Raw genomic sequence first — 23,570 nt, 5'->3', positions numbered from 1 at the left:
CGCGAGTGAAGTGAGAGGCGGGATGAAGGTGGTGCCTTCGAGGTCGAACGAATGGGTGAGATCGGTGACGCCACAAAAGCCGGCTTCTGCGATCATCGAGATCGACCGCGTCTCGCAGGTCTTTCAGACCTCGACGCGCAAGGAGCATTTGGCGCTATCGGAGATCTCCCTGACGATCGAGGAAGGGGCCTTCGTCTCCATCCTGGGTCCCTCCGGCTGCGGCAAGTCAACGCTGCTTTACATCGTCGGAGGTTTCGTCAGCCCGACCAGCGGTGCGGCGAAGATCAAGGGACAGGCCATCACGGGGCCGGGGCTGGATCGCGGACCGGTGTTCCAGGAGTTTGCGCTGTTTCCCTGGAAGACCGTGCTGGGCAATGTGATGTACGGGCCACGTCAGCAGGGCGTGCGGGCCATCGAGGCTGAAGCGCAGAGCAGGGCGCTGATCGAGATGGTCGGCCTCAAGGGCTACGAAAACTTCTATCCCAAGGAGCTGTCGGGCGGCATGAAACAGCGGGTGGCGCTGGCCAGAACGCTCGCCTACCATCCCGAAGTCCTGCTGATGGACGAACCGTTCGGTGCGCTCGATGCCCACACCCGGACGCGTCTGCAGAACGATCTCCTGAACATCTGGGAACGCGATCGCAAGACGGTGCTGTTCGTTACCCATTCGGTCGACGAAGCCGTCTTCCTGTCGGACAAGGTCGTGATGATGTCGAAATCACCCGGCCGCATCAGGCAGGTGATCGATATCGATCTCCCGCGCCCGCGGCGCCGCAATGAATTGTTGCTCGACCCACGCTATCAGAAATATGTTGTCGACATCGAGCGTATGTTCGACGAGAGCGACGAAACCGGGTCGCCTTCATGATGTCGCCGGCGACCTTGACCAGACGGATTGCTCCGGTGTTGGCCTGCGTGGGGCTGCTGGCGGTGTGGCAGGTCGCTTCGCTCGCGCTGAAGAACGACAGCTTTCCGACAGCGATCGAGGCGATCCGCGCAATTCCGGACATCCTCGGCGACAAGGAGGCGCTGATCAATATCCTGGCCTCGCTGCGTCGCATGGCGATCGGGTTCGGCGTGGCGGTGCTTTTCTCCATCCCGCTGGGCCTGTTGATGGGCCGTAGCCGGGCGGTTGCGGCGTTCTTTAATCCGCTGTTGATGATCATCTATCCGGTGCCGAAGGCAGCGCTCATGCCGATCATCATGCTGTGGCTGGGCGTCGGTGACGTCACGAAGACGCTGGTGATCTTTCTCGGCGTCAGCCTGCCCGTGATCTATCACAGTTTTGAGGGGGCCAAGGCGGTCGAAGAAAAGATGTTGTGGTCAGGCGCGGCTATGGGGCTCTCTCCGCTGCAACGTCTGGTCCGGATCGTATTGCCGGCGGCGCTGCCGGAGATATTGACCGGGTGCCGAACCGGTCTGGTGTTGGCACTGATCACGATGATCACCAGCGAAATGATTGCCCGCCAGTCCGGTGCCGGAAACATCCTCTTCAATGCGCTCGACATGGGCCAATACGACACCGTCTTTGCGATGATCATCATCGTGGGCGCGATGGGAATCGGCCTCGATGCGATCTTCGAGCGGGTTCGCGCGCGGCTGGTACGCTGGTCCGAGCCTCAGTTCGACATGCCGCTGAGTTTCTCATGACATCGCGCCTTCTCTCCACAAAGGTCGTCCTCGGGCTAGCACCGATTGTGCTGGTAATCGCGCTGTGGCAGGGATTGGTGTCATTTGGCTTTGCGCCTGCGGTCTTGCTGCCGCCGCCGGGTTCAGTCTTCAGCCGGCTGATCCAGCAACTCGTGACGTGGACCTTTCAGCAGGAGATCGCGGCGACACTGATCCGGTTATTTGCCGGCTTTGCGATTGCGGTCGTGCTCGGCGTGGGTATTGGCATTGCGGCGGCCGCAAGTCCCGCGATCAATGCCGTGGTTCGGCCGATCGTGCGTATTCTGGCGCCGTTGCCCAAGGTCGCGCTCTATCCAGCGCTGCTTTTGCTGCTTGGCTTTGGCCACGGATCGAAGATCACGTTGGTAGCGGCGGATGCGCTCTTTCCCATTCTGTTGTCCACCTACTACGGCGCCTCGACCGTCGAGCAGAAGCTGATCTGGTCCGCTATGGCGGCGGGAACGCCGCGCTATGAAATCCTCTTCAAGGTGGTGCTGCCGGCGGCGATGCCGTCGATCCTGACCGGATGTCGGATCGGTCTTGTCATCTCCTGCATCGTGGTGTTTCTGGCTGAGATGATCACGTCGACGGACGGATTGGGGCACCTGCTGGTCACCGCGGCCCGAACCTTCCAGGCCGTCGACATGTTCGTGCCGCTGATCACGATCTCGCTGCTGGGGTTGATCCTGAACGGTCTGTTGGGTGCCGTGCGATCATACCTCTTACGGGGCTTTCCCGAGGCGTGATCTGACCGAATAAGAAGCCTGAAGACCGGGAGTGAACCATGCTGGCTGATCGCATCGAGGCAAAATGGATCGACGCGTTTTGCGAGATCTTTGAACGTTGCGCCGTCAAGGCTGGCGATACCGCGGCTATCCTCTCGGAAACCCAGTCGCGTGCGCTGAATGTGCATCTGGCGGAACTCGCGCTGTTGCGAATGGGCGCGCGACCATTCCATGTGGTGATGCCGACGCCGCGCAACCGCAACATCGTTCCGGTTCGTTCGACAGGTGCGAGCGAGGCGATCCAGCGGCTCGGCCCGGTGATCAGCGCGCTTCAGCAGGCCGGCTTTGTGGTGGATTGCACCATCGAGGGCCTGATGCATGCCGTGGAGACGCCCGAGATCCTCAAGGCCGGCGCGCGTATCCTGGTAATCTCCAACGAGCATCCCGAGGCGCTAGAGCGCATGGTGCCGGATCCGTCGCTCGAGAAGCGCGTTCGAGCGGCGGCGAAGATGCTGCGCGGGACCAAGCGGATGCGCGTTACCTCAAAAGCCGGCACGGCGCTCGATGTCGATATGGTGGGCGCGTCGACGGTCGGAGTATGGGGCTGGACCGACAAGCCCGGCACGCTGGCGCATTGGCCGGGCGGCATCGTCGTCAGCTTTCCCAAGAGCGGGACGATCAACGGCACGTTGGTGATGGCGCCCGGCGACATCAATTTGACCTTCAAGCGCTACCTGACGTCGCCGGTAAAGATGACCTTGAAGGACGATTATGTCGTCGAGCTGGAAGGCGAGGGCACGGATGCTGCGATGATGCGCGCCTATCTCGCTGCCTGGGGCGACCGCGAGGCCTATGCGGTCTCGCATGTCGGTTTCGGCATGAACCCGGGTGCGCGCTATGAGGCGCTGTCGATGTACGACCAGCGCGACACCAATGGCACCGAAATTCGCGCCGTCTCGGGCAACTTCCTGTTCTCGACTGGCGCTAACGAATTTGCCGGCCGCTACACGGCAGGCCATTTCGATCTGCCGATGATGGGCACCACCATCGAGATCGATGGCGTCCCGGTGGTACGAGAAGGCGTGCTCCAGGACGTCTTCGGCTAGTTGCGGTCGAGCACCGGCGGGCGCGCCAGCTCGAAGTGCCGGAGCAGGTCGACCATGGCCTGAAGCCGCTTTGCCCGATAGGCGTCGACATCGAGGCCGGAATAATCGAGAAAGCCTGCGCCCGTTCGCAGACCGATCCGACCTTCGTGCATGTTCCGTGAAATGACATCCGGCGCGCGATAGCGGTCGCTGCCGAGTGCGCTTTCGAGATAACGACTCGCATAATACAAGATGTCGCCGCCGCCCCAGTCGATGAACTCAAGCAGACCGAGCACGGCGTAGCGGAAGCCGAAACCGTAGCGGATCGCCTTGTCGATCTCTTCCGCACTGGCGACGCCTTCCTCGACCATGCGCGCCGCTTCGTTCATGGCGAGCGCCTGGATGCGGGGGACGATGAAACCTGGTGTCGCTGCGCAGACCACAGGAACTTTGCCGATGCCCTCCAGCAGCGCCTTAACCTCGTCGATGATGGCGGGATCGGTGGCTTTGCCGGGCGAAACCTCAACCAGCGGGATCAGATAAGCGGGGTTGAGCCAGTGCACGTTGAGGAAGCGGCGAGGATTCACGATTGCGCCGGATAGATCGTCCACGAGGATCGTCGATGTCGTCGACGCGATGATCGTGTCGGGGCTTACCTGCTTTGAGGCCGCGCCCAGTACCTCGCGCTTGAGTTCGACGACTTCCGGGACGCCCTCGAAGACAATGCCGGCGTCGGACAGCGCTGAGTCGCTTTGGCCGGCCGGTACCACCGAGACCCGCGCGATGAGCGGGTCGACATCGGCCTCGGTCAGCAGTCCGAGCTTCGACAGGCTGGTAAATGTCTTTCTGACTTCGCTGAGCGCGTCCGCTTCCAGCCTTGCGAAGTCCTCTGCAGAGCGAGGTTTGACGTCGATCATCGTGACCGCGTGCCCAGCATAGGCGAACGCGACGGCGATGCCGCGGCCCATACGGCCAGCTCCGAGACAGGCGATGTTGGCGCGACTGGTCATCGATCAGAATCCATTGCGAAGCAGCGTCTGCAATTCCGCCTTGCTGAATTTGCCAAGACCAAGCGTATCGAGCGTTCGCCCGCCCTGCATAAAGTTCTCACCGCAGATCGAGCCACCGATCGCCAGGAAAGCCCTGGCTAGCGGTGTGGCCACGCCTGCCAAGCTGGCGACGGACACCAGCAACGATAAGCCCAGCCGCAAATCCTCGCGCATGTAGCGGTGCTCGGTCAGCACGATGCGCTCGCGCCAGTCGCCGGAATCCGTCAGCCGGTCGTGCGAGCCGCGGCCGTACATCCAGATCTCGCCTTCCCCGGCGTAGTGATGGACGAGCGGGAAGTGCGGCGCGCCGTAGCCGAGCGCTTCGCGCACGGCTATCCGTTCTGCGTCGAGCGCGTCGGTCACGCGCCGGATTGCGGTTTGGGTCCCCTCCTTGTGGATGTCCCATTTTTCGAAATGCGCGATCGGGCCCGCGTTCATCACGATCAGTGGCGGATGGATGATCGGGCCTGCATTCATCAGAGCGCCGGACAGCGCGTCTCCGCACGGCTCGATCGCATCGGGAAAGGCGCGCCCGATCACTTCGAGCGCGTGCGGTGCCCGGTCGAGCGGGAACACACCGACCGGCAGCCGCTTGGCGCGGATCGTAATCGCGATCTCGAACGGCCCGTGCTTGCGGGTGAGCCAAGGCAGTGTTCCGGTTTCCGCAAAGCTCGCCTTGGCGGGGTTGCCGGCATCCTGCGCAGCCTTCGCAAAGATCATCGAGCCGAATGTCGCGGGCGGCAGAAATACGACCTGGCTGTCCCGTAGGTGCGGCGCAAGCAAACGCGCGATATCCGGCTGAGCGAAGGCTGGGGCAGGGCACAGGATCAATTCGGCGCCGCTGGCGGCTTCGGCGATGTCGGTCGTCACCAACGCCAGCTTCACCTCGTGGCGGCCGCTATGGTCCTTCACCAGGATGCGCGAGCCGGCAGCGCGATGTGCTGCGACCTGTTCTGCGTCACGGCGCCAGAGCCGGACCTCATGCCCCGACAACGCAAAATCGCCCGCGGCCGCGAAAGAGCCGTTTCCCCCACCCAGAACCGCAATCTTCAAGACGCTTCTCCCGGCGCACGCGACTGCGCATCAAGCTGTTTCAGCAGAAAATGTTGCACCTTGCCCAGCGCCGTGCGCGGCAGATCGGTGACGAAGACGATATCGCGCGGAACCTTGAAGCGGGCGAGTTGTGCCTGAAGGTGCGCTCTCAGTTCGTCGGCCCCGAGCCGGCATCCCGATCGCCGGATCACATAGGCGATCGGCACCTCGTCCCAGCGCGGGTCCGGCCTGCCGATCACGGCACATTCGCTGACATCGGGGTGTTCCAGCAGGACCCGCTCGACTTCGGCGGGATAGACATTCTCCCCGCCGGAAATGATCATGTTCTTCTTGCGGTCGCGAACCCAGAAATAGCCGTCGGCGTCGCATAGGCCGATATCGCCGGTGCGGTACCAGCCATCACGCAGCGCATCGCGCGTTGCATCCGCATTGCCCCAATATTCAAAGAACACGTTGGGCCCTCGCACTGCGATCTCGCCCGGCGTGCCCGGCGGTACTTCGGCGCCGGCCTGATCGACTACCTTCGCTTCGCAGCACAAGCCAGCAAGGCCGGTCGATCCCATACGGGAGAGATCACCACCTAGCCGGGTGTAGACCGCGATGGGGCAGGTCTCCGTCGAGCCGTAGACCTGAAGTACGGGAACGCCGCGGTTAACAAAGCGGTCGATCAGATGCGGCGGCACGATGGTCGAACCGGTGGTAAGCGCCTTCAGCGATGAAAGATCAGCGGTGATCCAGTCGGGATGCTCGCTGACGGCCTGGATGATCGCCGGCACCATTACGGTTAGCGTCGGTCGTTCTTGTTTGATGGTTGCAAGCGCGGTGTCCGGCGTAAAGCGGGCGTGGATCGTGACGGTCGCGCCAAGTTGGAGTGCGGGCGTTGTCTGGATGTTGAGACCGCCGACGTGGAAGAACGGCAGCACGGTCAGCACATGATCGTCCGACGTCATGTTGTGCATGTGCTGGCTCATGACGCCGTTCCAGAATAGCGCTTCCTGGCGTAGCACGGCACCCTTTGGTCGTCCGGTCGTCCCTGATGTGTAGACGATGAGGAGCGGGCAGGAGAGATCGGTGTGCGGATTGCGGCCGCTGCCTTCGCCGTGAGCCAGCAGGCTTTCAAATGTCGCGCCACCAGGGGGCGTGAAGTCGAGGCCGACAACAGATGTCCCTGGCGTAAGCTCGGGAAGAACTCCTTCAAACGCCCGCTCGAGCACCAGTATCCTGGCGCCAGCATCGTTGATAATGAAGAGTTGCTCGGCGACGGCCAGCCGCCAGTTCAAGGGCACGAGCATCGCCCCAAGCCGCGCGCACGCGTAGAGCAGCACCAAATAGTCCGGCCGGTTCAAACTCAGGATCGCGACGCGGTCGCCCTTGCTGACGCCGAGTTCCTGCTTCAAGGCCGTAGCGGTCCGCTCGATACGTGCAGCGAACGCCGCATAGCTCAGCCGCTTCCCCTCGAAGGCGATGGCCGTCTTGTCCGGCGCGAACGCCGCGTTGCGATCGATCAGACTACAGAGGTCCACCGTCAGTCGTCCGTTTCGCCGGCCTCGTACAACGCCTCTCGTCCGATCCGGTCGAGGCAGAGCTCGGCCGTCCAGGGCAGCATCAGCGAGCCGCAGCGACTATCGCGATAGATGCGCTCCAGCGGGAGCGAGCGGAGCATGGCCTGGCCGCCGCAGGTGCGGATCGCGAGCGCGGCAAGTTCATTGGCGCCCTCCATGACCGAATATTGCGCGGCATAGGCGCGCAGCACTTGTTCCTTGCTCGGATTGGCACAGGCCTCGGTGACGGCCTGGAACCAGATTGCCTTGATCTGCTCGAGCTTGATCTGCATCTGCGCGACCGCGATCTGCTTGGTCGGGTACATCCGCCGCTTGACCGGCGGCATGCCCGGCACCTCGCCGCGCAGATAGCGCACGGTGAAATCATAGGCGGCTTGAGCGAGGCCCATATAGGTTGGCGACAGCGTCAGGAACATGTGCGGCCAGCGCATCGCGGCCTGGAAATAGACACCGCGCGGCATCAGCGCCGAATCCTCCGGGACGAACACGTCCTTGAACAAGAGCGTGCGCGAGACTGTTCCGCGCATGCCGAGCGGATCCCAGTCGCCGACGACCGAGACGCCTTCCGATTTCGCGGCGATGGCGAGATAAAGCGTATTACGGCGCGAGGCTTTCTCGCCTTCCGCGATTTCGGTGCAGAGCACGCCGTAATAGTCGGCGTGGCCGGAGAGCGATGCAAAGATCTTCTTGCCGTTGACGATCCAGCCGCCTTCGACGGGCTTTGCTTCCGTGCCGAATGCGACGCCGCCAGCGGCTGCCGCGCCGCCCTCTGAGAACGGCTGCGAATAGATCGCTCCATTTTCGACGATACGTTTGTAGTGCACGGCGCGCCGCCGCTCGTGCTCGGCGCGAGTCTGCGCATCCATGTCGAGGTCGTCGGCGAGCGGGCCCGACCACAGGGTGGAGCAGACGTGCATGTTCCAGGTGAGCGCGGTGGCGCCGCAATAGCGGCCGATCTCGGCGGCTGCCAGCGCATAGGTTTGATAATTCGCGCCGAGCCCGCCATGCTTCTTGGGAACGGCAATGCCGAGCAGTCCGACCCGGTGCAGATCGCGATAATTCTCCGTCGGGAAAATAGCATCACGATCGTAAGTCGCTGCACGACCGGCGAACACGCTCTGTCCGATCTCGCGGGCGCGGGCGATGATGCTGGCTTGTTCGTCGCCGAGGCGAAATGCGACCGGATCGAAGATCGGGGTATCCAGCGCGAGCTCGCCCGTCGCACCGATGGTCTTGCTGACTGGCATGGTCATTGCGCGGTCACCCGTGTTTTGCAGCGACGGCATCCAGGAACCCGCCGAGAGCCTGATCGAAGACGTCCGGTCGTTCAAGGTTGGCCAGATGGCCCACGCCGGCCAGCTCGACATATTCGGCCGAGGGAATGAAGGTCGCCGTTTTTGCCATCATGGGTGCCGGCGCGTTGTTGTCCTTGGACCCAGACAACAGCAGCGTCGGCACGGAAATATCTTTTAGCGTGCTGCGCTGGTCGAACCCGATCAAGGCCAGCATCATGGCGCGATAGCTCGCCTCGGGCACACTTGCCATGCACTCGCGCGCAAGTTCCATCCCTTTCGGATCGGGATCGTCGCCGACCAGCTCTTTCACCAGCGATGGCGCCAACGAGTTCATCGTCTCACCACGGTCGAGCGGCCCGAGCCGCACCGCGATGAACGATTTCTGCCAGTCGCCGTCGGCCTTGCCGAAGGCCGGGCTGGTCTGCGCCAGGACGACCGCACGTGCCAGTTTCGGCGACTGCACGAGCCATTTCTGGACGATCATGCCGCCGATCGAGTGGCCGACCAGAATGGGGTTCGCCGCACCGACCTGCTCGATGAATTGTTGGAGTGCATCAGCCAGGGCAGCGATGCTGACGCTGGCGAGTGGCGCCGATCCACCATAGCCCGGCATGTCCCACGCCATCGTGCGAAAACGGTCGCCGAATGTGGCCAACTGCCGGCGCCAAGCCCGCGCGGCGCCGCCAATACCATGCAGGAAAATCAAAGGTATCGCGCCCGGATCGCCGGCGGCTTCATAGGCGAAGCGTCCGTCGTTTGTTATCATGGGCGCAAGTTGCGACACGCGACATCCTTCTGCTTGGGTCTGCGATGCTAACAGCCCTGTTGGCGATGGGAAGCGATAATTTTATACTTAAAGCAATTTTCGGGCCGGTCCTCGTGGCGCTGCTGTTTGCGATGTCCAAACGGACGCTTCATTGCAAAAGCTTGAAGTTTAAAATATATCGAGGCATAGGCCTCCAGCCAGTTCAGGGAGACAACGCATGTCCGGTTTGCCGCATTCGCCGCACGCGCTGGTGACTGGAGGCGGCCGCGGCATCGGTCGCGCGATTGCTGCGTCACTCGTCGGCGCCGGCGCAACCGTGACAGTGCTTGGCCGCAATGCTGCGACGCTCGAAGAGGCTGTCAGCGCAGGCGCGGCGCATTTTTACGCCGTCGCCGACGTTTCAGATGAGGCTGCGCTGAAAATCGCCGTCGCCGAGGCGAGCGCGAGAAAGCCGATCGACATTCTGGTTGCGAACGCCGGCAGTGCCGAGTCCGCGCCGTTCGCGAAATCGGACAGCGCGATTTTTACACGCATGATGGACGTCAATTTCATGGGCGTGGTCCATGCCGTCCGTGCCGTATTGCCGGGAATGAAGGGCCGCCCCTATGGCCGCATCGTCGCGGTTGCATCGACGGCAGGGCTCAAGGGCTATGCGTATGTCAGCGCATATGTCGCTGCCAAGCACGCCGTGGTTGGCCTTGTGCGTTCGCTTGCGCTCGAGATGGCGAGCAGCAACGTGACCGTGAATGCGGTCTGCCCCGGATTCACCGACACCGATCTGGTCGCCGTCAGCATCGAGAACATCATGAAGAAGACGGGACGAACCCGCGACCAGGCGATTGCCGAGCTGGCGAAGCACAATCCGCAGGGGCGGCTGATCTCGCCTCAGGAGGTGGCCGACGCCGTGCTGTGGTTGTGCGGCGAGGGCGCAGGCGCAATCACCGGTCAGGCGATTGCCGTTGCCGGCGGCGAAATCTAGCGGCCTGGAACAAGGAAAAGGACATCGCATGAGCAGACCAGTCAATCCCGTCACCGTGCCGCTTGCGGATTATTCACCGCAACACTTCCTGCTGGCCGTGGTCGACGGTGTTGCGACCGTGACGCTCAACCGTCCCGAGCGGAAGAATCCACTGACCTTCGAGAGCTACCGGGAGCTCACCGATCTCTTCCGTGCCTGCGCATTCGACGATGCCGTCAAGTCCATCGTGGTCACCGGTGCCGGAGGCAACTTCTCATCCGGCGGTGATGTGTTCGAGATCATTGGCCCGCTCGTGAAGATGGACACCAAAGGGCTGACGGCGTTCACGCGGATGACTGGCGACCTCGTCAAGGCGATGCGGGCGTGCCCGCAGCCGATCGTCGCCGCGGTCGAGGGTATCTGCGCCGGTGCCGGCGCGATCATCGCCATGGCGTCGGACATGCGCCTTGCCGCGAGCGGAGCCAAGGTCGCATTCCTGTTCAACAAGGTGGGGCTTGCCGGCTGCGATATGGGCGCCTGCGCCATCCTGCCACGGATCATCGGTCAGTCCCGCGCGTCCGAGCTGCTCTACACCGGCCGGTTCATGACCGCGGAGGAGGGCGAGCGGTGGGGCTTCTTCAGCCGCATCGTGACGCCGGAGCAAGTGCTGCCTCAAGCGCAATTGCTGGCAAAGCAGATCGCGGAAGGGCCGAACTTCGCGAACACCATGACCAAGCGGATGCTGGCGATGGAATGGGCAATGTCGATCGAGGAAGCCATTGAAGCGGAGGCCGTTGCTCAAGCCCTCTGCATGACCACGGCGGATTTCGAGCGTGCTTTCGAGGCCTTCGCCAACAAGGTCAAGCCGGTCTTCCGGGGCGACTGAACCCCGGCTTTCCGACCAATTAAGGCTAAGCCCAAGACCCGAGCCGAGGCCCGGGCGGAGGCGACAAAGCCGCTTGCGGCGGAGAGACCGCCCGTGCGACGTTACCCCATTGCCTGGTGTGTTTTGAGTGGAGTTGAGGGCGATGAAGGCGATTATCGTCGGCGGCGGTATCGGAGGTCTCACCACAGCATTGATGCTGCGTGCGCGCGGCATTGGATGCGAGATATTCGAACAGTCCGATACCATCCGCGAGCTCGGCGTCGGCATCAACACGCTGCCGCACGCCATGCGCGAGCTCGCCGGCCTCGGCCTGCTCCAGAAGCTCGACGACGTCGCGATCCGCACCGATCAGCTCTATTATCTTAATCGCCACGGTCAGGAAGTCTGGCGTGAAGCCCGCGGCATCGATGCCGGTCACGACGTGCCGCAATTCTCGATCCACCGCGGCCGCCTCCAGGGCGTCATCCATCGTGCCGTCGAGGAGCGGCTCGGAGCGGATGCAATCCACACTGGTTGCCGCCTTGGTGCCTTCACCCAGGACGAAGGCGGGGTCACCGCTTACTTCTTCGATCGTGCTGGTGCGCACATCCATACCGCGCGCGGCGACATCCTGATTGGCGCCGACGGTATCCATTCGCGCGTGCGCGACACGTTGTTTCCGAACGAAGGACCGCCGTGCTGGAACGGCTTGATGTTATGGCGCGGCGCGCGCGACTGGCCGGTGTTCCTCACCGGCAAGTCGATGATCGTGGCCGGCGGTCTCAATGCCAAGGTGGTGATCTATCCGATCGCGGAGGGATCGAGCCCTGCGAGCCGCCTCACCAATTGGGCGGTGCTGGTGAAGGTCGGCGAAGGCAATGCGCCGCCGCCACGGAAAGAAGACTGGTCGCGGCCGGGCCGGCGCGAGGAGCTGATGCCGCATGTCGCGCGCTTCTCGGTGCCCTATATTGATGTGAGAAGCCTGATCTCGGCTACGCCCGAGTTCTACGAATATCCGACCTGCGACCGCGATCCCTTGCCCTATTGGTCATCCGGACGCGTTACGCTGCTCGGCGATGCCGCGCATCCCATGTATCCGGTCGGCTCCAACGGCGCGTCGCAGGCGATCCTCGATGCGCGCTGCCTCGCCGACGCGCTGGTGCGCGCCGAGCATCCGCGCCAGGCGCTGCTTGAGTATGAGAAGAAGCGTCTGCCGATGACCGCGGACATCGTGCGGTCCAACCGGCGTGGCGGCCCGGAGGGCGTCATCGATGCCGTCGAGCAGCTTGCGCCCGATGGCTTCGACAATGTCGACAACGTCCTGAGCTATTCCCAGCGCGAGGCCATCGTGCGCGGCTATGCCACCAAGGCCGGCTTCGCTGCGGTGCCCGGCCTTGCGGCCGTGCGAGCTTAGGCTCGCCCTTAGCCGGCGCCGGGAGGCGGCGGCAGGAAGTGGATGTTGAACTCCGCGGCCATGGCCACCACGTCCTCCGGCTTCTGCTCCTTCATGTTGTGCAGGCCCCAGAACAGGTCGAACAGTTTTTTTGTCGGCGAGACCCAGAACAACACCTTCGCAGTCTGCTCCGATTTATTGAAAATGCCATGCGGCACGCCCATGCCGAGCCGGATCAGATCGCCGGCGGTCGCCTGCGATTCCGAATTGCCGAGCATGAAGTCGAGCTTGCCCTCCAGCATGTAGAGATACTCATCCTGGTCGGGATGGATGTGCGGCGGCACGAACGTGCCCGGCGGCAAAGTCGCGTGCCAGGAGAAGCTGTGCTCGGTATTGCTCTTGGGCACATAGGTCTGGCCGAGGATGTTCCAGGAGATGCCCTGGATACCCTCATTGGCCCGGGTGATGCCGGTGATTTCGCTCTTCATTGCAGTCCTCCCTTAGCGCGACGCGCGGCTTAGTTCGCCGCCTTGCAGTCCTTGGCATAGCGGTCGCCGTAATTCTCGAAAACCTTCTGGACGATCTCGGTCTGGAACTTGCCATCCGGGCGCTTGGCGACCTTGGTCAGGTAAAAGTCCTGGATCGGATAGCCGTTGGTGTTGAACTTGAAGGCGCCGCGCAGCGAGGTGAAGTCGGCCTTCTTGAGCGCGGCACCGACGGCATCCTTGTTCGAGAGATCGCCCTTCACGCCTTTGATCGCGCTGTCGATCAGCATCGCGGCGTCATAGGCTTGGAAGGCGTAGGTGCCGGGCACGCCGTTATAGGCGGCCTCATAGGCGGCGACGAACTTCTTGTTCTGGGGATTGTCGAGATTGGGCGCCCAGTTGGCACCGCCGAACATGCCGACCGCCGCGTCCTGCTGCGCCGGCAGGGTGGATTCATCCACAGTGAAAGCCGAGAGCACCGGAATGTTGTCGGCGAGCCCGGCTTGCTTGTACTGCTTGACAAGATTGACGCCGAGGCCGCCCGGCATGAACGTGAAGAGAGCATCGGGCTTCTGCGAGGAAATCTTGGACAGCTCCGGCTGGAAGTCCAGCGTGTTGAGCGGCATGTACGACTCTTCGACAATCTCTCCCTTGTAATCGAGCTTGAAGCCCGCCACCGAATCCTTGCCGGCCTGATAGTTCGGCACCATCAGGTACATGCGCTTGTAGCCGCGATCCTGCGCGACCTTGCCGAGGATCTCGTGCACCTGGTCGTTCTGATACGACGTCACATAGAAGAACGGGTTGCAGTCCTTGCCGGCAAAGGTCGACGGGCCGGCATTGGGACTGATCAGGAAGGTTTTCGATTCCGTGACGGGCCGGTGGATCGCCTGGAGGATGTTGGAGAAGATCGGTCCGACCACGAAGTCGACCTTGTCGCGTTCCAGCAGACCCTTGACCTTGGTCACCGCCGCGTCGGGCTTGAGTTCGTCGTCGACGACGACGACCTCGACATCACGGCCGCCCATCTTGCCGCCGAGGTCCTTGACCCCGAGCGCAAAGCCATCGCGAACCTGTTGGCCGAGCGCTGCGGCGGGGCCCGACAGCGTCACGATCACACCCAGCTTGATCTTCTCCTGGGCAAGGGCAGGGCTCATCGCGGTGCCGAGCAGCAAGGCGGCCGCGGCCAAGGTCAATTGCGTCTTCATGATCTGTCCCCCGTGACATCAGGGCTTGCGTCGCAAGCCGCGTACTCTAATCCGAGCTTATGCCGATGATGGCTGCCGCGGCAAGCGAGGCCGGGCGCATCGCGTCATCGCCGGCGGCATGCATGCAAGCGTCGCGCCAATTGCTTGAAGCTTAAAGAAACTAGCGTGCGGTCGATTGTTGCAGCTTTAGGCTTGCGGCCGGGGCGGATTTATTTGAAGCTCAAAACGTTGGGGAATCCGTGCCGACGTCCATGCCGGCAGTGAGTGACTGCACCAAAATGCTCGATTCCGAGACCAAGGCCGTGGAAACTCCGGAAGACCATGCCGAAGAGCTTCGGCTGTGGTTGCGCCTGCTCACCTGCACGACCCTGGTCGAGGGCGAAGTGCGTGGCCGGCTGCGGCAACGCTTCGACGTCACTCTGCCTCGTTTCGATTTGATGGCGCAGCTCGACAAGGCCCCCGACGGTATGACGTTGTCCGACGTCTCCAAGCGCATGATGGTGTCCAATGGCAACGTCACCGGCCTCGTCGAGCGTCTGGTGGAATCCGGCCATCTCGATCGGCGCACCTCGGAGACGGATCGCCGGGTCCAGGTGATCCGCCTCACAAAACTCGGCCGTGCCGAGTTCCGCAGGATGGCCGCTGAACACGAGACTTGGATCGCTGATCTCTTCGCGGAACTAACGCCGAAAGACGTGCGCGAGTTGATGCGCCTCCTCGCCAAGACCAAGGCGTCGGCGCAGAAATCGGCTGCACGACGCCGGTCGTAGGCTCGCAGTCGGACTGGTCGCCAATCCCTCTTTGCCGCAGGAAAAAGCACGGGATGCCCAAAATCCGCTATTGCGCCGAATTGTTTTAAGCCTAAAATGTTTTCCAGTTAGTGCTGCCGGGTGCTTTCCATGCGCAAAGGAGCTTGCGATGGCCAACGCCGCCAAGGTTCACGTGTCGGGCTCGTATGACGGCAATGCTGCAACGGCCCATGTCGATACATTTGCGCGGCAGCATCTGCCGCCGCGCGAGCTATGGCCGGAGTTCCTTTTCACGCGGCCGGAGCTGCATTATCCGCAGCGACTGAACTGCGTCAGCTATTTCCTCGACCGCTGGGTTGGAGAGGGCCATGGCGATGAGCCCTGCGTCATCAGTCCGGCCGTCAGCTACAGCTATCGCGAGCTGCAAGCGCTCGTGAACCGCATCGCCAACGTCCTTGTCGGCAAGCTGGGCCTCGTGACCGGTGGACGCGTGCTGCTGCGATCGGCCAACAGTCCCCTGATGGTCGCAACCTACCTCGCAGTGATCAAGGCCGGCGGCATCTGCGTGGCGACGATGCCGCTGCTGCGTGCCAAGGAACTGTCCTACCCGATCCAGAAGGCTGAGATCACGCTCGCGCTTTGCGATGGCAAGCTCTCTGACGAAATGGAGAAGGCGAAGCTGGCTGCGCCCGATCTCAAGCACGTGGTCTATTGGGGCAATGGCGCGGCTGACTCGCTCGAAGCGCTGATCGCGGATGTGAGCCCGGAGTTCGAGGCCGTCGATACCGCCTCCGACGACATCTGCCTGATCGCTTTCACCTCCGGTACGACTGGCGATCCCAAGGGCACCATGCATTTCCATCGCGACATGCTGGCGGTGTGCGACGGCTACGCGCGCAACATCTTGCGCGCCGAGCAGAAGGATCGCTTCGTCGGTTCGGCGCCGCTCGCCTTCACCTTCGGCTTCGGCGGCGTGCTGTTTCCGATGCATATCGGCGCGTCCTTCGTGGTGCTGGAGAAGACGACGCCGGACGACATTCTGAACGCGATCGAGCAGTACAAGACCACGATCTGCTTCACTGCACCGACCGCCTATCGCGCCATGATCGGCAAGCTCCCGGGCCGTGACATTTCCTCGCTGCGGAAGTGCGTCTCCGCTGGCGAAACGCTGCCCAAGCCGACATTCGACGCCTGGCTCAAAGCGACGGGCATCAAGCTGATGGACGGCATAGGCTCGACCGAGTTGCTGCACATCTTCATCAGCGCGACCGAGGACGAGATCCGTCCGGGCGCGACCGGTAAGCCGGTGCCGGGCTATGAGGCGAAGATCGTCGATGATTCCGGCGACGATGTGCCGCCGGGCACGATGGGCCGGCTCGCGGTTCGCGGCCCGACTGGCTGCCGCTACCTCGCGGACGAGCGGCAACGCAAATATGTCCATGATGGCTGGAACATCACAGGCGATACCTATCTGATGGATGCCGACGGCTATTTCTGGTACCAGTCGCGCTCCGACGACATGATCGTGTCGGCCGGCTATAATATCGCAGGCACAGACGTCGAGGCGGTGTTGCTGACACATCCGTCCGTGGTCGAGTGCGGTGTGGTAGGTGCACCGGACGAAGCGCGGGGAATGATCGTAAAAGCCTATGTCATTGCCGCACCCGGCGTGACGCCGGACGCCCAGCTCGCGGCCGAGTTGCAGGACTATGTCAAACGCGAGATCGCGCCGTACAAATACCCGCGCGCGATCGAATTCGTGACGCAACTCCCGAAGACCGAGACCGGCAAATTGAAGCGCTTTGCCCTGCGGCAGATGGCGCAGGCCGCCGTGACGTCACCGGGCGTCGCCGCAGAATGAGAGAGGGATAAAGAATTGTCCGTGACGACCCCGAAAGGCCCGCAGCTCGCGGTGCTGCCGACCGCAGCCGAAAATGACAGGCGCTCGACGGTAAAGGTGCTGCAGCCGTCCGGCTGGCCGGTACCGAAGGGCTATGCCAACGGCATGGCCGCAGAGGGGCGGATCGTCGTCACCGGCGGCGTGATCGGCTGGGATGCCGAAGAGCGTCTCGTGGACGGTTTTGTAGCGCAGGTCCGCCAGACCCTGAGCAACATTGCTGAGATCCTCGCCGAAGCCGGCGCGCGACCCGAGCACCTTGTGCGCCTGACCTGGTACGTCGTCGACATGGACGAGTATCTGGCGAACCTGAGGGAGCTCGGCAAAGTCTACCGCGCCGTCTTCGGTGCGCATTATCCGGCGATGGCGCTCGTTCAGGTCGTCCGTCTTGTCGAGAAGGCGGCGCGCGTCGAGATCGAAGCCACCGCCGTCATTCCCCGCTGAATCATATTTAGCCTGCGGCTCGTCCTAGCTCGCTTTGGCGAGGTCATCGTCCTCAGGCGAGTTCAGATAGACGCCCGACATGGTGTCGACCCAGCAGAGATGGTCGTGCACCTTCTTCACGCCCTCGACGTTCTCGGCTGCGACGACCGCAGCCTGCCGCGCGCGTTCTTCGGTGATGACGCCGCTGAGATGAACGATGCCGTCACGGACGATGACGTTCAGCCCGAACGGGCACCAATCGTTCTTCTCCATGGTATCGATGATGCGGCTGCGAATGTGATCATCGTCGGCCGTCGGATCCGGCACGTCGCGGGCGAGGCCTGCCACCGCCTGTAGCAAGTTGGCGCGGGAGACGATCCCGACGACCTTGTCGCCGCGCACCACCGGCAGGCGCTTCACGTTGTTCCGTTCCATGAGATCGACGATCTCCGCAAGCGCAGTATCCTCGGTGATGGTGACGGGCGAAGCGGTCATCACCTCCGAGACCTTGCGGCCGTGCTCGTGGACGAAGTCGGCGGCGGACTTGCCAGGACCGAGGATGAATCGCAACCAGCGTCCCCGCGTGCGCCCGGTGCTGATCTCGCTGCGGCGGATGAAATCTCCTTCCGAGACGACGCCGACCAGCTTGCCGGCGTCGTCAACCACCGTGAGGCCGCTGACGTGCCGCTTCAGCATGATGTTCGCCGCCTCGACGACGCTGGTGTCGGGGGTGACCGAGATGACCGACCGGGTCATGATCTGGTGGGCGCGCATGGAGAACTCCGCTGGCTTTCGAATTTCGATGCGGAGAACCTAGCTCCGTGGCCGGGGTTCGGTTTGACTCAGGTCAATCGAACCGGACCGTTGTGCTTGTCGAACAATTGTGATCTGAGCGGCTGGATTTGATGCAGCTCAACGCGCATCGGAAGCGTCGCCATATCCTGCTGCTGGCTAGAACTGAGGCCTGCGGGAACATTGAGCCATGAGCATCGTGAAGATAATTCCACGGGCCGAGGAGTCGCAGGCTCTCTTCGCCAGCCCGGCAGCGGAGGCCCCTGCGACGACACCCGAAAAGCTCCCAGGGGAGCCGGTCGCCGCCAATATTGTGCCTGCGGAGCCATACCCTCTTGACCGCGCGTTCCATGCGATGCTGGCCCGCTTCACGGGCGGAATTTCGCCTGTGGCCTTGTCGTTGGCCTGGCTCGACTGGAGCTCGCATCTCGCGGCGGCGCCGCAGCGCCAGATGGAGATTTCCCGCAACGTTCTTCGCGACACCGGCCAGTTGCTGGAAGCTGCCGCGCATGCGACGTCGCGAAAGCCATGGTCCGTGATTCAGCCGCAGAGACGCGATCGCCGCTTCAGGGAGCCGCAATGGGAAGCTGCTCCTTTCAATCTGCTTGCGCAGTCGTTCTTGCTCACGGAGCGCTGGTGGCACGACGCCACGACCGGCGTGCGTGGCCTGTCGCGCGCAAATGAAGCTATCGTCGAGTTTTCGGTGCGCCAGATACTCGACATGCTGGCGCCGTCGAATTTCGCGGCCACCAATCCGCAGGTTCTGGAAAAGGCGTTCCGGAGCGGCGGAGAGAATTTTGTGTTCGGCTGGCAGAACTGGTGCCGCGACCTGATGCGCCTGCTCTCGGTGTCCAAGCCGGGTGAGAACGAGCAATTTGTCGTCGGCAAGACGGTAGCGGCTTCGCCCGGCAAGGTGGTCTACCGCAATGATCTGATCGAGTTGATCCAGTACTATCCAACAACCGCGCAGGTGCGGCCCGAGCCGATCCTTGTCGTGCCGGCCTGGATCATGAAATACTACATCCTCGATCTGTCGCCGCAGAATTCCCTGGTCGAATATCTCACCGGTCAAGGCTTCACCGTATTCGCGATCTCTTGGCGCAATCCAGATGCGAAGGACAAGGATGTTGCCTTCGACGACTATCGCAGGCTGGGCGTGATGGCCGCACTGGACACGATCGGCCAGATCATGCCGGGTCGGAAGACCCATGCTCTCGGCTACTGCCTAGGCGGCACGCTGCTGTCGATCGCGGCCGCCGCCATGGCGCGTGACGGCGACGGCCGCCTTGGCACCGTCACGCTCCTTGCCGCCCAGACCGACTTCACCGAGGCGGGCGAGTTGACGCTTTTCATCAACGAGAGCCAGGTCGCCTTCCTCGAGGATATGATGTGGCAGCGCGGCTATTTCGACACCGCACAGATGGCCGGTGCATTTGCGCTGCTGCGCTCCAACGATCTGGTCTGGTCGCGGCTGTCGCAAGACTATCTGATGGGCGAGAGCGCGCCCTTGAACGACCTGATGGCCTGGAACGCCGACGCGACGCGGCTGCCTTATCGCATGCATTCGGAGTATTTGCGCAAGCTGTTCCTCGACAACGATCTGGCCGAAGGCCGCTACCGCGTCGAAAGCAGGAGCATCTCGCTCTCCGACATTCATTCAGCGATGTTCGTGGTCGGCACGCTCGGCGATCACGTTGCGCCGTGGCGGTCTGTCTACAAGATCCATTATCAGGTCGATGCCGACGTGACGTTCCTGTTGACTAGCGGCGGCCATAACGCGGGCGTTGTCGCGGCTCCTCACGAGCCCTGGCACAACTATCAGGTCATGACCAAGGCTGCGGATGCGCCTTACGTCGACCCGGACGAGTGGCTGAAGCTGGCGCGGCACGTTGAAGGATCGTGGTGGCCGGAGTGGGCGGCATGGCTGGCCGTGCGCTCAGGCGTGCCCTGCGATCCGCCGCCGATTGGTGTCGGAAGCGTTGACGGCCTGCCCGAGGCCCCGGGAGACTACGTCCACACCTAGTCCTCAGGCTCCGCATTCGGCGCGAGGTCTGACGAGCGAAACGGCTTGGCCTTGTCCAGTTTCCGGTAGGCGTCCGAGGCGGTTTGTAGCAGCTTCTTTTCCCGCTTGCGGTTGAGGAAGCGAATGCCCGCTTCAGGGATGGCGTCGTTCAATGACGCTGCCAGAGTCTGACCTCGCGCATCGTCGTTCAACTGCCCGAGTGATTTTTGCGCCTTGCGCAATTGCTTGAGGATCGATTTCTGTTTCGTCAGCGAGTCGTCGGAGAACAGGTCCTGAAGCGACTCGATTGAATAGGTCAGCCGCTTGTTGAGAAGCCGCAGCTTGTGCCGCTTCTCGATGTCGAGCTTGCGGAGTTTTCGCGCTTTCTTGAGCAGCGTCGTTTCCCATTCGGTGAGCTGCGCCGTCGCGTGCTCGGCCAGCGAGCAGCGGCGCAATCGGCTGGCCTCCTTGCTGCGCCTTGTCGACCATGGGCCGCTCTCGATCCAGGTCGAGGTTTGCTCGACGAGACGGCGATACCGTGCGGATTGCAGCGCGCGCGCCAGCAGGCGGTGGCTCTCGGCGCGCTTCTCGTCCCAGTGCTGTAGCTCGGCGATCACGTCGAGTTCGCCGCCGCTCTCCGCGATGACCCGGTCGATCGCCACGTCGAGGTCGCGCACCATGCCGAGCTGGCTGTTCAGCCATTTCAGCTCGATCCAGACCGACGGCCGTAACCCGTCATCGACCATGGGCGAGAAAAAGCGGATGGCGGTGCGCAGATGTGTCAATGCGATCCGGATCTGGTGCAGCGCCTCCGGGTCGCCGCGGCATGTGCCGTCGTGCTGGGCGAGGACGGCATCAAGGTGGCGCCGGGCGATGATCCGGAACGCCGTATCGCAGGCCATGCCGGGGCTAAGGCGACCGGGCAGGGCATTGCGCCGCGCCGGCGGGTTGGTGCGCGCGGTCGTCGTCGAGCTCGTGGTGGGTCGCGACATCCTTGCCCGCGTCAATCAGATTGCCTTACTTGCCTCGGAGATCGCGTCCCGGCAGCTCCGGAGCGTCTGCTCTTGTGTCCCGGATGCATCGATGCTCGCCCAACCCATGTGGCCGATATTATAGTGCTCCTGCTGCGCAGCAACCTCTTGCGTGGCGTCGGATGCGTCTCCCCGACGGCCTCCGATTCGCGTCTGGCGTGTCGCGAGGTCCGCAATCAGGAATAGTCCACGCAGCGGCACCTTGCATTCACTGGCCAGGGCAGCCAATTCGTCCCGTTCGGACTCGCGGGCAAAGACGGCGTCCACGATTGCGGAATGGCCTTGCGCGAGCACCTGTCGGGCGCGCTGCAACAGCACCTCGTAGACACGTGCCGTAACTTCAGGCCGGTACGTGGACGGTGGCAGCCGGTCGGTGTGTGCCATCCGAAACAGCTGCTTGCGAATGACGTCGCTGCGCAGCACGACAGCTCCCGGTTGCGGTCCGACGTCGGGCGCCAGCGCGCGGGCGAGGACGGACTTGCCAGTGCCCGATAGTCCGCCGACCGCAATCAGGCGTGGAGCCGGAGGGTGGATCAGGGCCAGGGCAAGATCGAAATAGCGGCGTGCCTCGCGAACAATCCCGGTTCGGTCGGCATCGGGCCGCGTCAGGCGTGCCAGCGTCACCTGGGCGCGGATCGCCGCGCGGATGGACATGAACAGCGGCAATGCGAAGAGCGCGTCGAGATTTTCGGACGGCGTCACAGCGAGATATTGGTTCAAGACGATATTGGCCGCAATTGGTTGGTCGTGGTGCAGCAGGTCCATCAGCGTGAATGCGAAATCGTACAGTACGTCAACGGTTGCGATTCCCGGATCGAACTCGATGGCGTCGAACAGGACTGGCTGGTCGTCGATCGACACTATGTTCGCAAGATGCAGGTCGCCGTGGCAGCGGCGCACAAATCCCCGATCGCCGCGCTCTTCGAGTAGCGGCCGGAGGCGCAGCAGCATCGCATTTGAGGCTTCGGTGAGCCGCTCGATCTCTTCAGCCTCGATATGCTTGCCCTTCTGCAGGCCGTTCCTGTTTCCATCGATGAGGCCGGGGATGGAGGAAGCCCATGCCTTGCCGTCAGCACGGGGCGCCGCCGCATGCGATGCCGCAATGGTGTCAGCGGCGGCCGAGGCAAGGTTCGCATCCAGCGGGCCGGCTTTCGCCAGATGGTCCAGCGTGCGGCTTTCGTCGAAGCGCGACATGTCGACGACATACTCGACCGGCCGGCCGCTTCCGTCGACCTTCAGCGATCCGTCCGGCTCTTCGGTGATCGCGACGACGCGGTGATAGATCTGCGGCGCCAGCGGCCGGTTGATCCTGACCTCCTCCTCGCAGGCCGCCTTGCGCTTCTCGAGCGTTGAATAGTCGAGAAACGGAAACTGCACGGCCCGTTTGATTTTCAGGGCGCGCTTCCCATCGAGAAAGACCGTGGCTGCATGCGTGTCGATCCGCTTCATGTCCGGATGGCCCACGGAATCGGTGAGCGCCGCAAAAATCCGGTCCTGGGTCGCGGAATCGTCTGTCATCCCTGTTGGCACGTCCCAATGCGTCGGAAGGCGATGCGGCTCCGACCAGGTTAATTCTTAGAAGGCGGGTGCCGCCAGCCCTTGACTTCGCTCAATGCCGGTCTCCCGGGGCCGGCGGAGTTCTCCCCGTGGCTTGACGAGGATCAAGCATCCCGGCGAAAGCCGGCCTATTCTGGCGATTAAGGAGAATCCCGATGCCCATCAAGGACGTCTTTCTGCCGCTTGTCGGCCAGCCCCGCGGGCCTGCCGTTGCTGCGATTGAGAAATGCGTGGCAATTGCCGCCGACCTCGGCGCCAGGATCACCGCGCTTGCACTTGAGGACGAGGTTTTCGTGCGTCCGAAGGTGATGCTTCCTGATGATGCAGCTTCCATTGCGACGGATGCGGCGGGGGGAGATATGCAGCTCCTCCTGAATACATTTACCGGTGCCGCCTCCCGCGCCAATATTCGCGGTCAAAGCCGCTCGGCCAAAGTGCCGGCCGACCAGATCGCGTCGATCCTGGCCGAGCATGCGCGTTTCAGCGATCTCACGCTGATCCCTGTGAGGCCGCATGACAGCCGCACCGAGCATATCGTCGAGACGGTCCTGTTCGAATCCGGGCGACCGTTGCTGCTCTGTCCGGAACAGCATGTGGACGCGCTGCGGCCGGAATTCGAGAACGTCATGATTGCCTGGGATCACTCCTCGCGTGCGGCGCGGGCGGTTGGCGATGCGATGCCGATCCTTCAGGCTGCCGCATCGGTCCGCGTGGTGACCGTGGCCGACGACAAGACCGACGCGATCGTGCAATCCGGAACGGCCCTCGTCAGCCACCTGAGGGAACACGGTGTCTACGCCTCGTTCGAGACGGCGAAGGGCAGCGGCAGCTCGATCGGCAAGGTGCTTGGAAGCTGGGTGAATTCCAATGCCATCGACGCGATTGTGATGGGTGCCTACCATCATTCACGCCTGAACGAGATCGTCTGGGGTGGTGTGACAAAGACCGTCATTGGCCAGCCGCCGTGCTGGGTTATGATCTCGCACTAGCCGCGTCGCCAGCTTTCC

General features: G+C 62.9%; 22 protein-coding genes. 12 read left to right on the top strand and 10 right to left on the bottom strand.

What is annotated here, in order from left to right; all coding sequences use genetic code 11:
• The first annotated feature begins 22 nt into the window (after nucleotides 1-22).
• From IVB29_RS23170 to IVB29_RS23155, 4 genes are read left to right on the top strand one after another with little or no spacing between them, the layout of a single operon-like run.
• A complete protein-coding gene (locus IVB29_RS23170; protein WP_247505715.1) occupies nucleotides 23-868 on the top strand; it encodes an ABC transporter ATP-binding protein in 846 nt (281 codons plus the stop codon).
• Nucleotides 865-1,650 carry an ABC transporter permease gene (locus IVB29_RS23165; RefSeq protein ID WP_247505714.1) on the top strand — a complete coding sequence of 262 codons (786 nt, stop codon included), beginning with the start codon at nucleotides 865-867 and terminating at the stop codon, nucleotides 1,648-1,650. Before IVB29_RS23170 ends, IVB29_RS23165 begins: the two co-directional genes overlap by 4 nt.
• Entirely contained in the window at nucleotides 1,647-2,414 is a 768-nt protein-coding gene (locus IVB29_RS23160; RefSeq protein WP_247505713.1) for an ABC transporter permease subunit, read from the top strand. Before IVB29_RS23165 ends, IVB29_RS23160 begins: the two co-directional genes overlap by 4 nt.
• 38 nt (nucleotides 2,415-2,452) lie before the next feature.
• Nucleotides 2,453-3,499, top strand: coding sequence for a peptidase M29 (locus tag IVB29_RS23155; RefSeq protein ID WP_247505712.1), 1,047 nt, complete (start codon nucleotides 2,453-2,455; stop codon nucleotides 3,497-3,499).
• Here IVB29_RS23155 and IVB29_RS23150 read toward each other — a convergent pair.
• From IVB29_RS23150 to IVB29_RS23130, 5 genes are read right to left on the bottom strand one after another with little or no spacing between them, the layout of a single operon-like run.
• Nucleotides 3,496-4,488: a 3-hydroxybutyryl-CoA dehydrogenase gene (locus IVB29_RS23150; RefSeq protein WP_247505711.1), complete on the bottom strand. Its 993-nt coding sequence runs from the start codon at nucleotides 4,486-4,488 to the stop codon at nucleotides 3,496-3,498. The two genes, IVB29_RS23155 and IVB29_RS23150, sit on opposite strands and share 4 nt — an antisense overlap.
• Nucleotides 4,489-4,491: 3 nt before the next feature.
• Entirely contained in the window at nucleotides 4,492-5,580 is a 1,089-nt protein-coding gene (locus IVB29_RS23145; RefSeq protein ID WP_247505710.1) for an NAD/NADP-dependent octopine/nopaline dehydrogenase family protein, read from the bottom strand.
• Entirely contained in the window at nucleotides 5,577-7,103 is a 1,527-nt protein-coding gene (locus IVB29_RS23140) for a long-chain fatty acid--CoA ligase (protein WP_247505709.1), read from the bottom strand. Before IVB29_RS23140 ends, IVB29_RS23145 begins: the two co-directional genes overlap by 4 nt.
• Nucleotides 7,104-7,105: 2 nt before the next feature.
• Entirely contained in the window at nucleotides 7,106-8,395 is a 1,290-nt protein-coding gene (locus tag IVB29_RS23135; RefSeq protein WP_247505708.1) for an acyl-CoA dehydrogenase family protein, read from the bottom strand.
• A 7-nt stretch (nucleotides 8,396-8,402) separates the two neighbouring features.
• Nucleotides 8,403-9,221: an alpha/beta hydrolase gene (locus tag IVB29_RS23130; protein ID WP_247505707.1), complete on the bottom strand. Its 819-nt coding sequence runs from the start codon at nucleotides 9,219-9,221 to the stop codon at nucleotides 8,403-8,405.
• Between the two features lie 199 nt (nucleotides 9,222-9,420).
• Here IVB29_RS23130 and IVB29_RS23125 point away from each other — a divergent pair, with 199 nt between their 5' ends.
• The 3 genes from IVB29_RS23125 to IVB29_RS23115 all read left to right on the top strand — a co-directional run bounded on the left by IVB29_RS23125 (nucleotide 9,421) and on the right by IVB29_RS23115 (nucleotide 12,440).
• A complete protein-coding gene (locus IVB29_RS23125; protein WP_247505706.1) occupies nucleotides 9,421-10,182 on the top strand; it encodes an SDR family oxidoreductase in 762 nt (253 codons plus the stop codon).
• Between the two features lie 28 nt (nucleotides 10,183-10,210).
• Entirely contained in the window at nucleotides 10,211-11,047 is an 837-nt protein-coding gene (locus IVB29_RS23120) for an enoyl-CoA hydratase family protein (RefSeq protein WP_247505705.1), read from the top strand.
• A 142-nt stretch (nucleotides 11,048-11,189) separates the two neighbouring features.
• A complete protein-coding gene (locus IVB29_RS23115) occupies nucleotides 11,190-12,440 on the top strand; it encodes a flavin-dependent oxidoreductase (RefSeq protein ID WP_247505704.1) in 1,251 nt (416 codons plus the stop codon).
• An 8-nt stretch (nucleotides 12,441-12,448) separates the two neighbouring features.
• Here IVB29_RS23115 and IVB29_RS23110 read toward each other — a convergent pair whose 3' ends face one another.
• Together IVB29_RS23110 and IVB29_RS23105 are read right to left on the bottom strand one after the other, a co-directional pair.
• Nucleotides 12,449-12,907, bottom strand: coding sequence for a cupin domain-containing protein (locus IVB29_RS23110; protein WP_247505703.1), 459 nt, complete (start codon nucleotides 12,905-12,907; stop codon nucleotides 12,449-12,451).
• Between the two features lie 29 nt (nucleotides 12,908-12,936).
• On the bottom strand, nucleotides 12,937-14,112 hold the full coding sequence (locus tag IVB29_RS23105; protein WP_247505702.1) for an ABC transporter substrate-binding protein: 1,176 nt from the start codon (nucleotides 14,110-14,112) through the stop codon (nucleotides 12,937-12,939).
• Nucleotides 14,113-14,363: 251 nt separating this feature from the next.
• Here IVB29_RS23105 and IVB29_RS23100 point away from each other — a divergent pair, with 251 nt between their 5' ends.
• The 3 genes from IVB29_RS23100 (at nucleotide 14,364) to IVB29_RS23090 (ending at nucleotide 17,202) form a co-directional block, all read left to right on the top strand.
• Nucleotides 14,364-14,882 carry a MarR family transcriptional regulator gene (locus IVB29_RS23100; protein ID WP_247505701.1) on the top strand — a complete coding sequence of 173 codons (519 nt, stop codon included), beginning with the start codon at nucleotides 14,364-14,366 and terminating at the stop codon, nucleotides 14,880-14,882.
• A gap of 148 nt (nucleotides 14,883-15,030) precedes the next feature.
• Nucleotides 15,031-16,722 carry a benzoate-CoA ligase family protein gene (locus tag IVB29_RS23095; protein ID WP_247505700.1) on the top strand — a complete coding sequence of 564 codons (1,692 nt, stop codon included), beginning with the start codon at nucleotides 15,031-15,033 and terminating at the stop codon, nucleotides 16,720-16,722.
• 15 nt (nucleotides 16,723-16,737) lie between these two features.
• Nucleotides 16,738-17,202 carry a RidA family protein gene (locus tag IVB29_RS23090; protein ID WP_247505699.1) on the top strand — a complete coding sequence of 155 codons (465 nt, stop codon included), beginning with the start codon at nucleotides 16,738-16,740 and terminating at the stop codon, nucleotides 17,200-17,202.
• A 24-nt stretch (nucleotides 17,203-17,226) separates the two neighbouring features.
• Here the strand turns inward: IVB29_RS23090 and IVB29_RS23085 are convergent, their stop codons facing one another.
• Nucleotides 17,227-17,955 carry a CBS domain-containing protein gene (locus IVB29_RS23085; protein ID WP_247505698.1) on the bottom strand — a complete coding sequence of 243 codons (729 nt, stop codon included), beginning with the start codon at nucleotides 17,953-17,955 and terminating at the stop codon, nucleotides 17,227-17,229.
• Nucleotides 17,956-18,163: 208 nt separating this feature from the next.
• Here IVB29_RS23085 and IVB29_RS23080 point away from each other — a divergent pair, with 208 nt between their 5' ends.
• Nucleotides 18,164-19,996 carry an alpha/beta fold hydrolase gene (locus tag IVB29_RS23080; protein WP_247505697.1) on the top strand — a complete coding sequence of 611 codons (1,833 nt, stop codon included), beginning with the start codon at nucleotides 18,164-18,166 and terminating at the stop codon, nucleotides 19,994-19,996.
• Here the strand turns inward: IVB29_RS23080 and IVB29_RS23075 are convergent.
• Together IVB29_RS23075 and IVB29_RS23070 are read right to left on the bottom strand one after the other, a co-directional pair.
• Nucleotides 19,993-20,967 (bottom strand): CHAD domain-containing protein, encoded by a 975-nt coding sequence (locus IVB29_RS23075; RefSeq protein ID WP_247505696.1) that lies wholly within the window; start codon nucleotides 20,965-20,967, stop codon nucleotides 19,993-19,995. The genes IVB29_RS23080 and IVB29_RS23075 overlap by 4 nt on opposite strands.
• A 15-nt stretch (nucleotides 20,968-20,982) precedes the next feature.
• Nucleotides 20,983-22,524, bottom strand: a complete 1,542-nt coding sequence (locus IVB29_RS23070) for a bifunctional aminoglycoside phosphotransferase/ATP-binding protein (protein WP_247505695.1) — start codon at nucleotides 22,522-22,524, stop codon at nucleotides 20,983-20,985.
• A 194-nt stretch (nucleotides 22,525-22,718) separates the two neighbouring features.
• Between IVB29_RS23070 and IVB29_RS23065 the strand changes: the two genes are divergently transcribed.
• A complete protein-coding gene (locus tag IVB29_RS23065; protein WP_247505694.1) occupies nucleotides 22,719-23,552 on the top strand; it encodes a universal stress protein in 834 nt (277 codons plus the stop codon).
• Nucleotides 23,553-23,570 lie beyond the last annotated feature (18 nt).

The sequence above is a fragment of the Bradyrhizobium sp. 1 genome (genome assembly GCF_023073315.1).
GTDB lineage: Bacteria > Pseudomonadota > Alphaproteobacteria > Rhizobiales > Xanthobacteraceae > Bradyrhizobium.
Note: the sequence above shows the minus strand (reverse complement) of the source record. Positions and strands in the feature narration are given on the sequence as shown.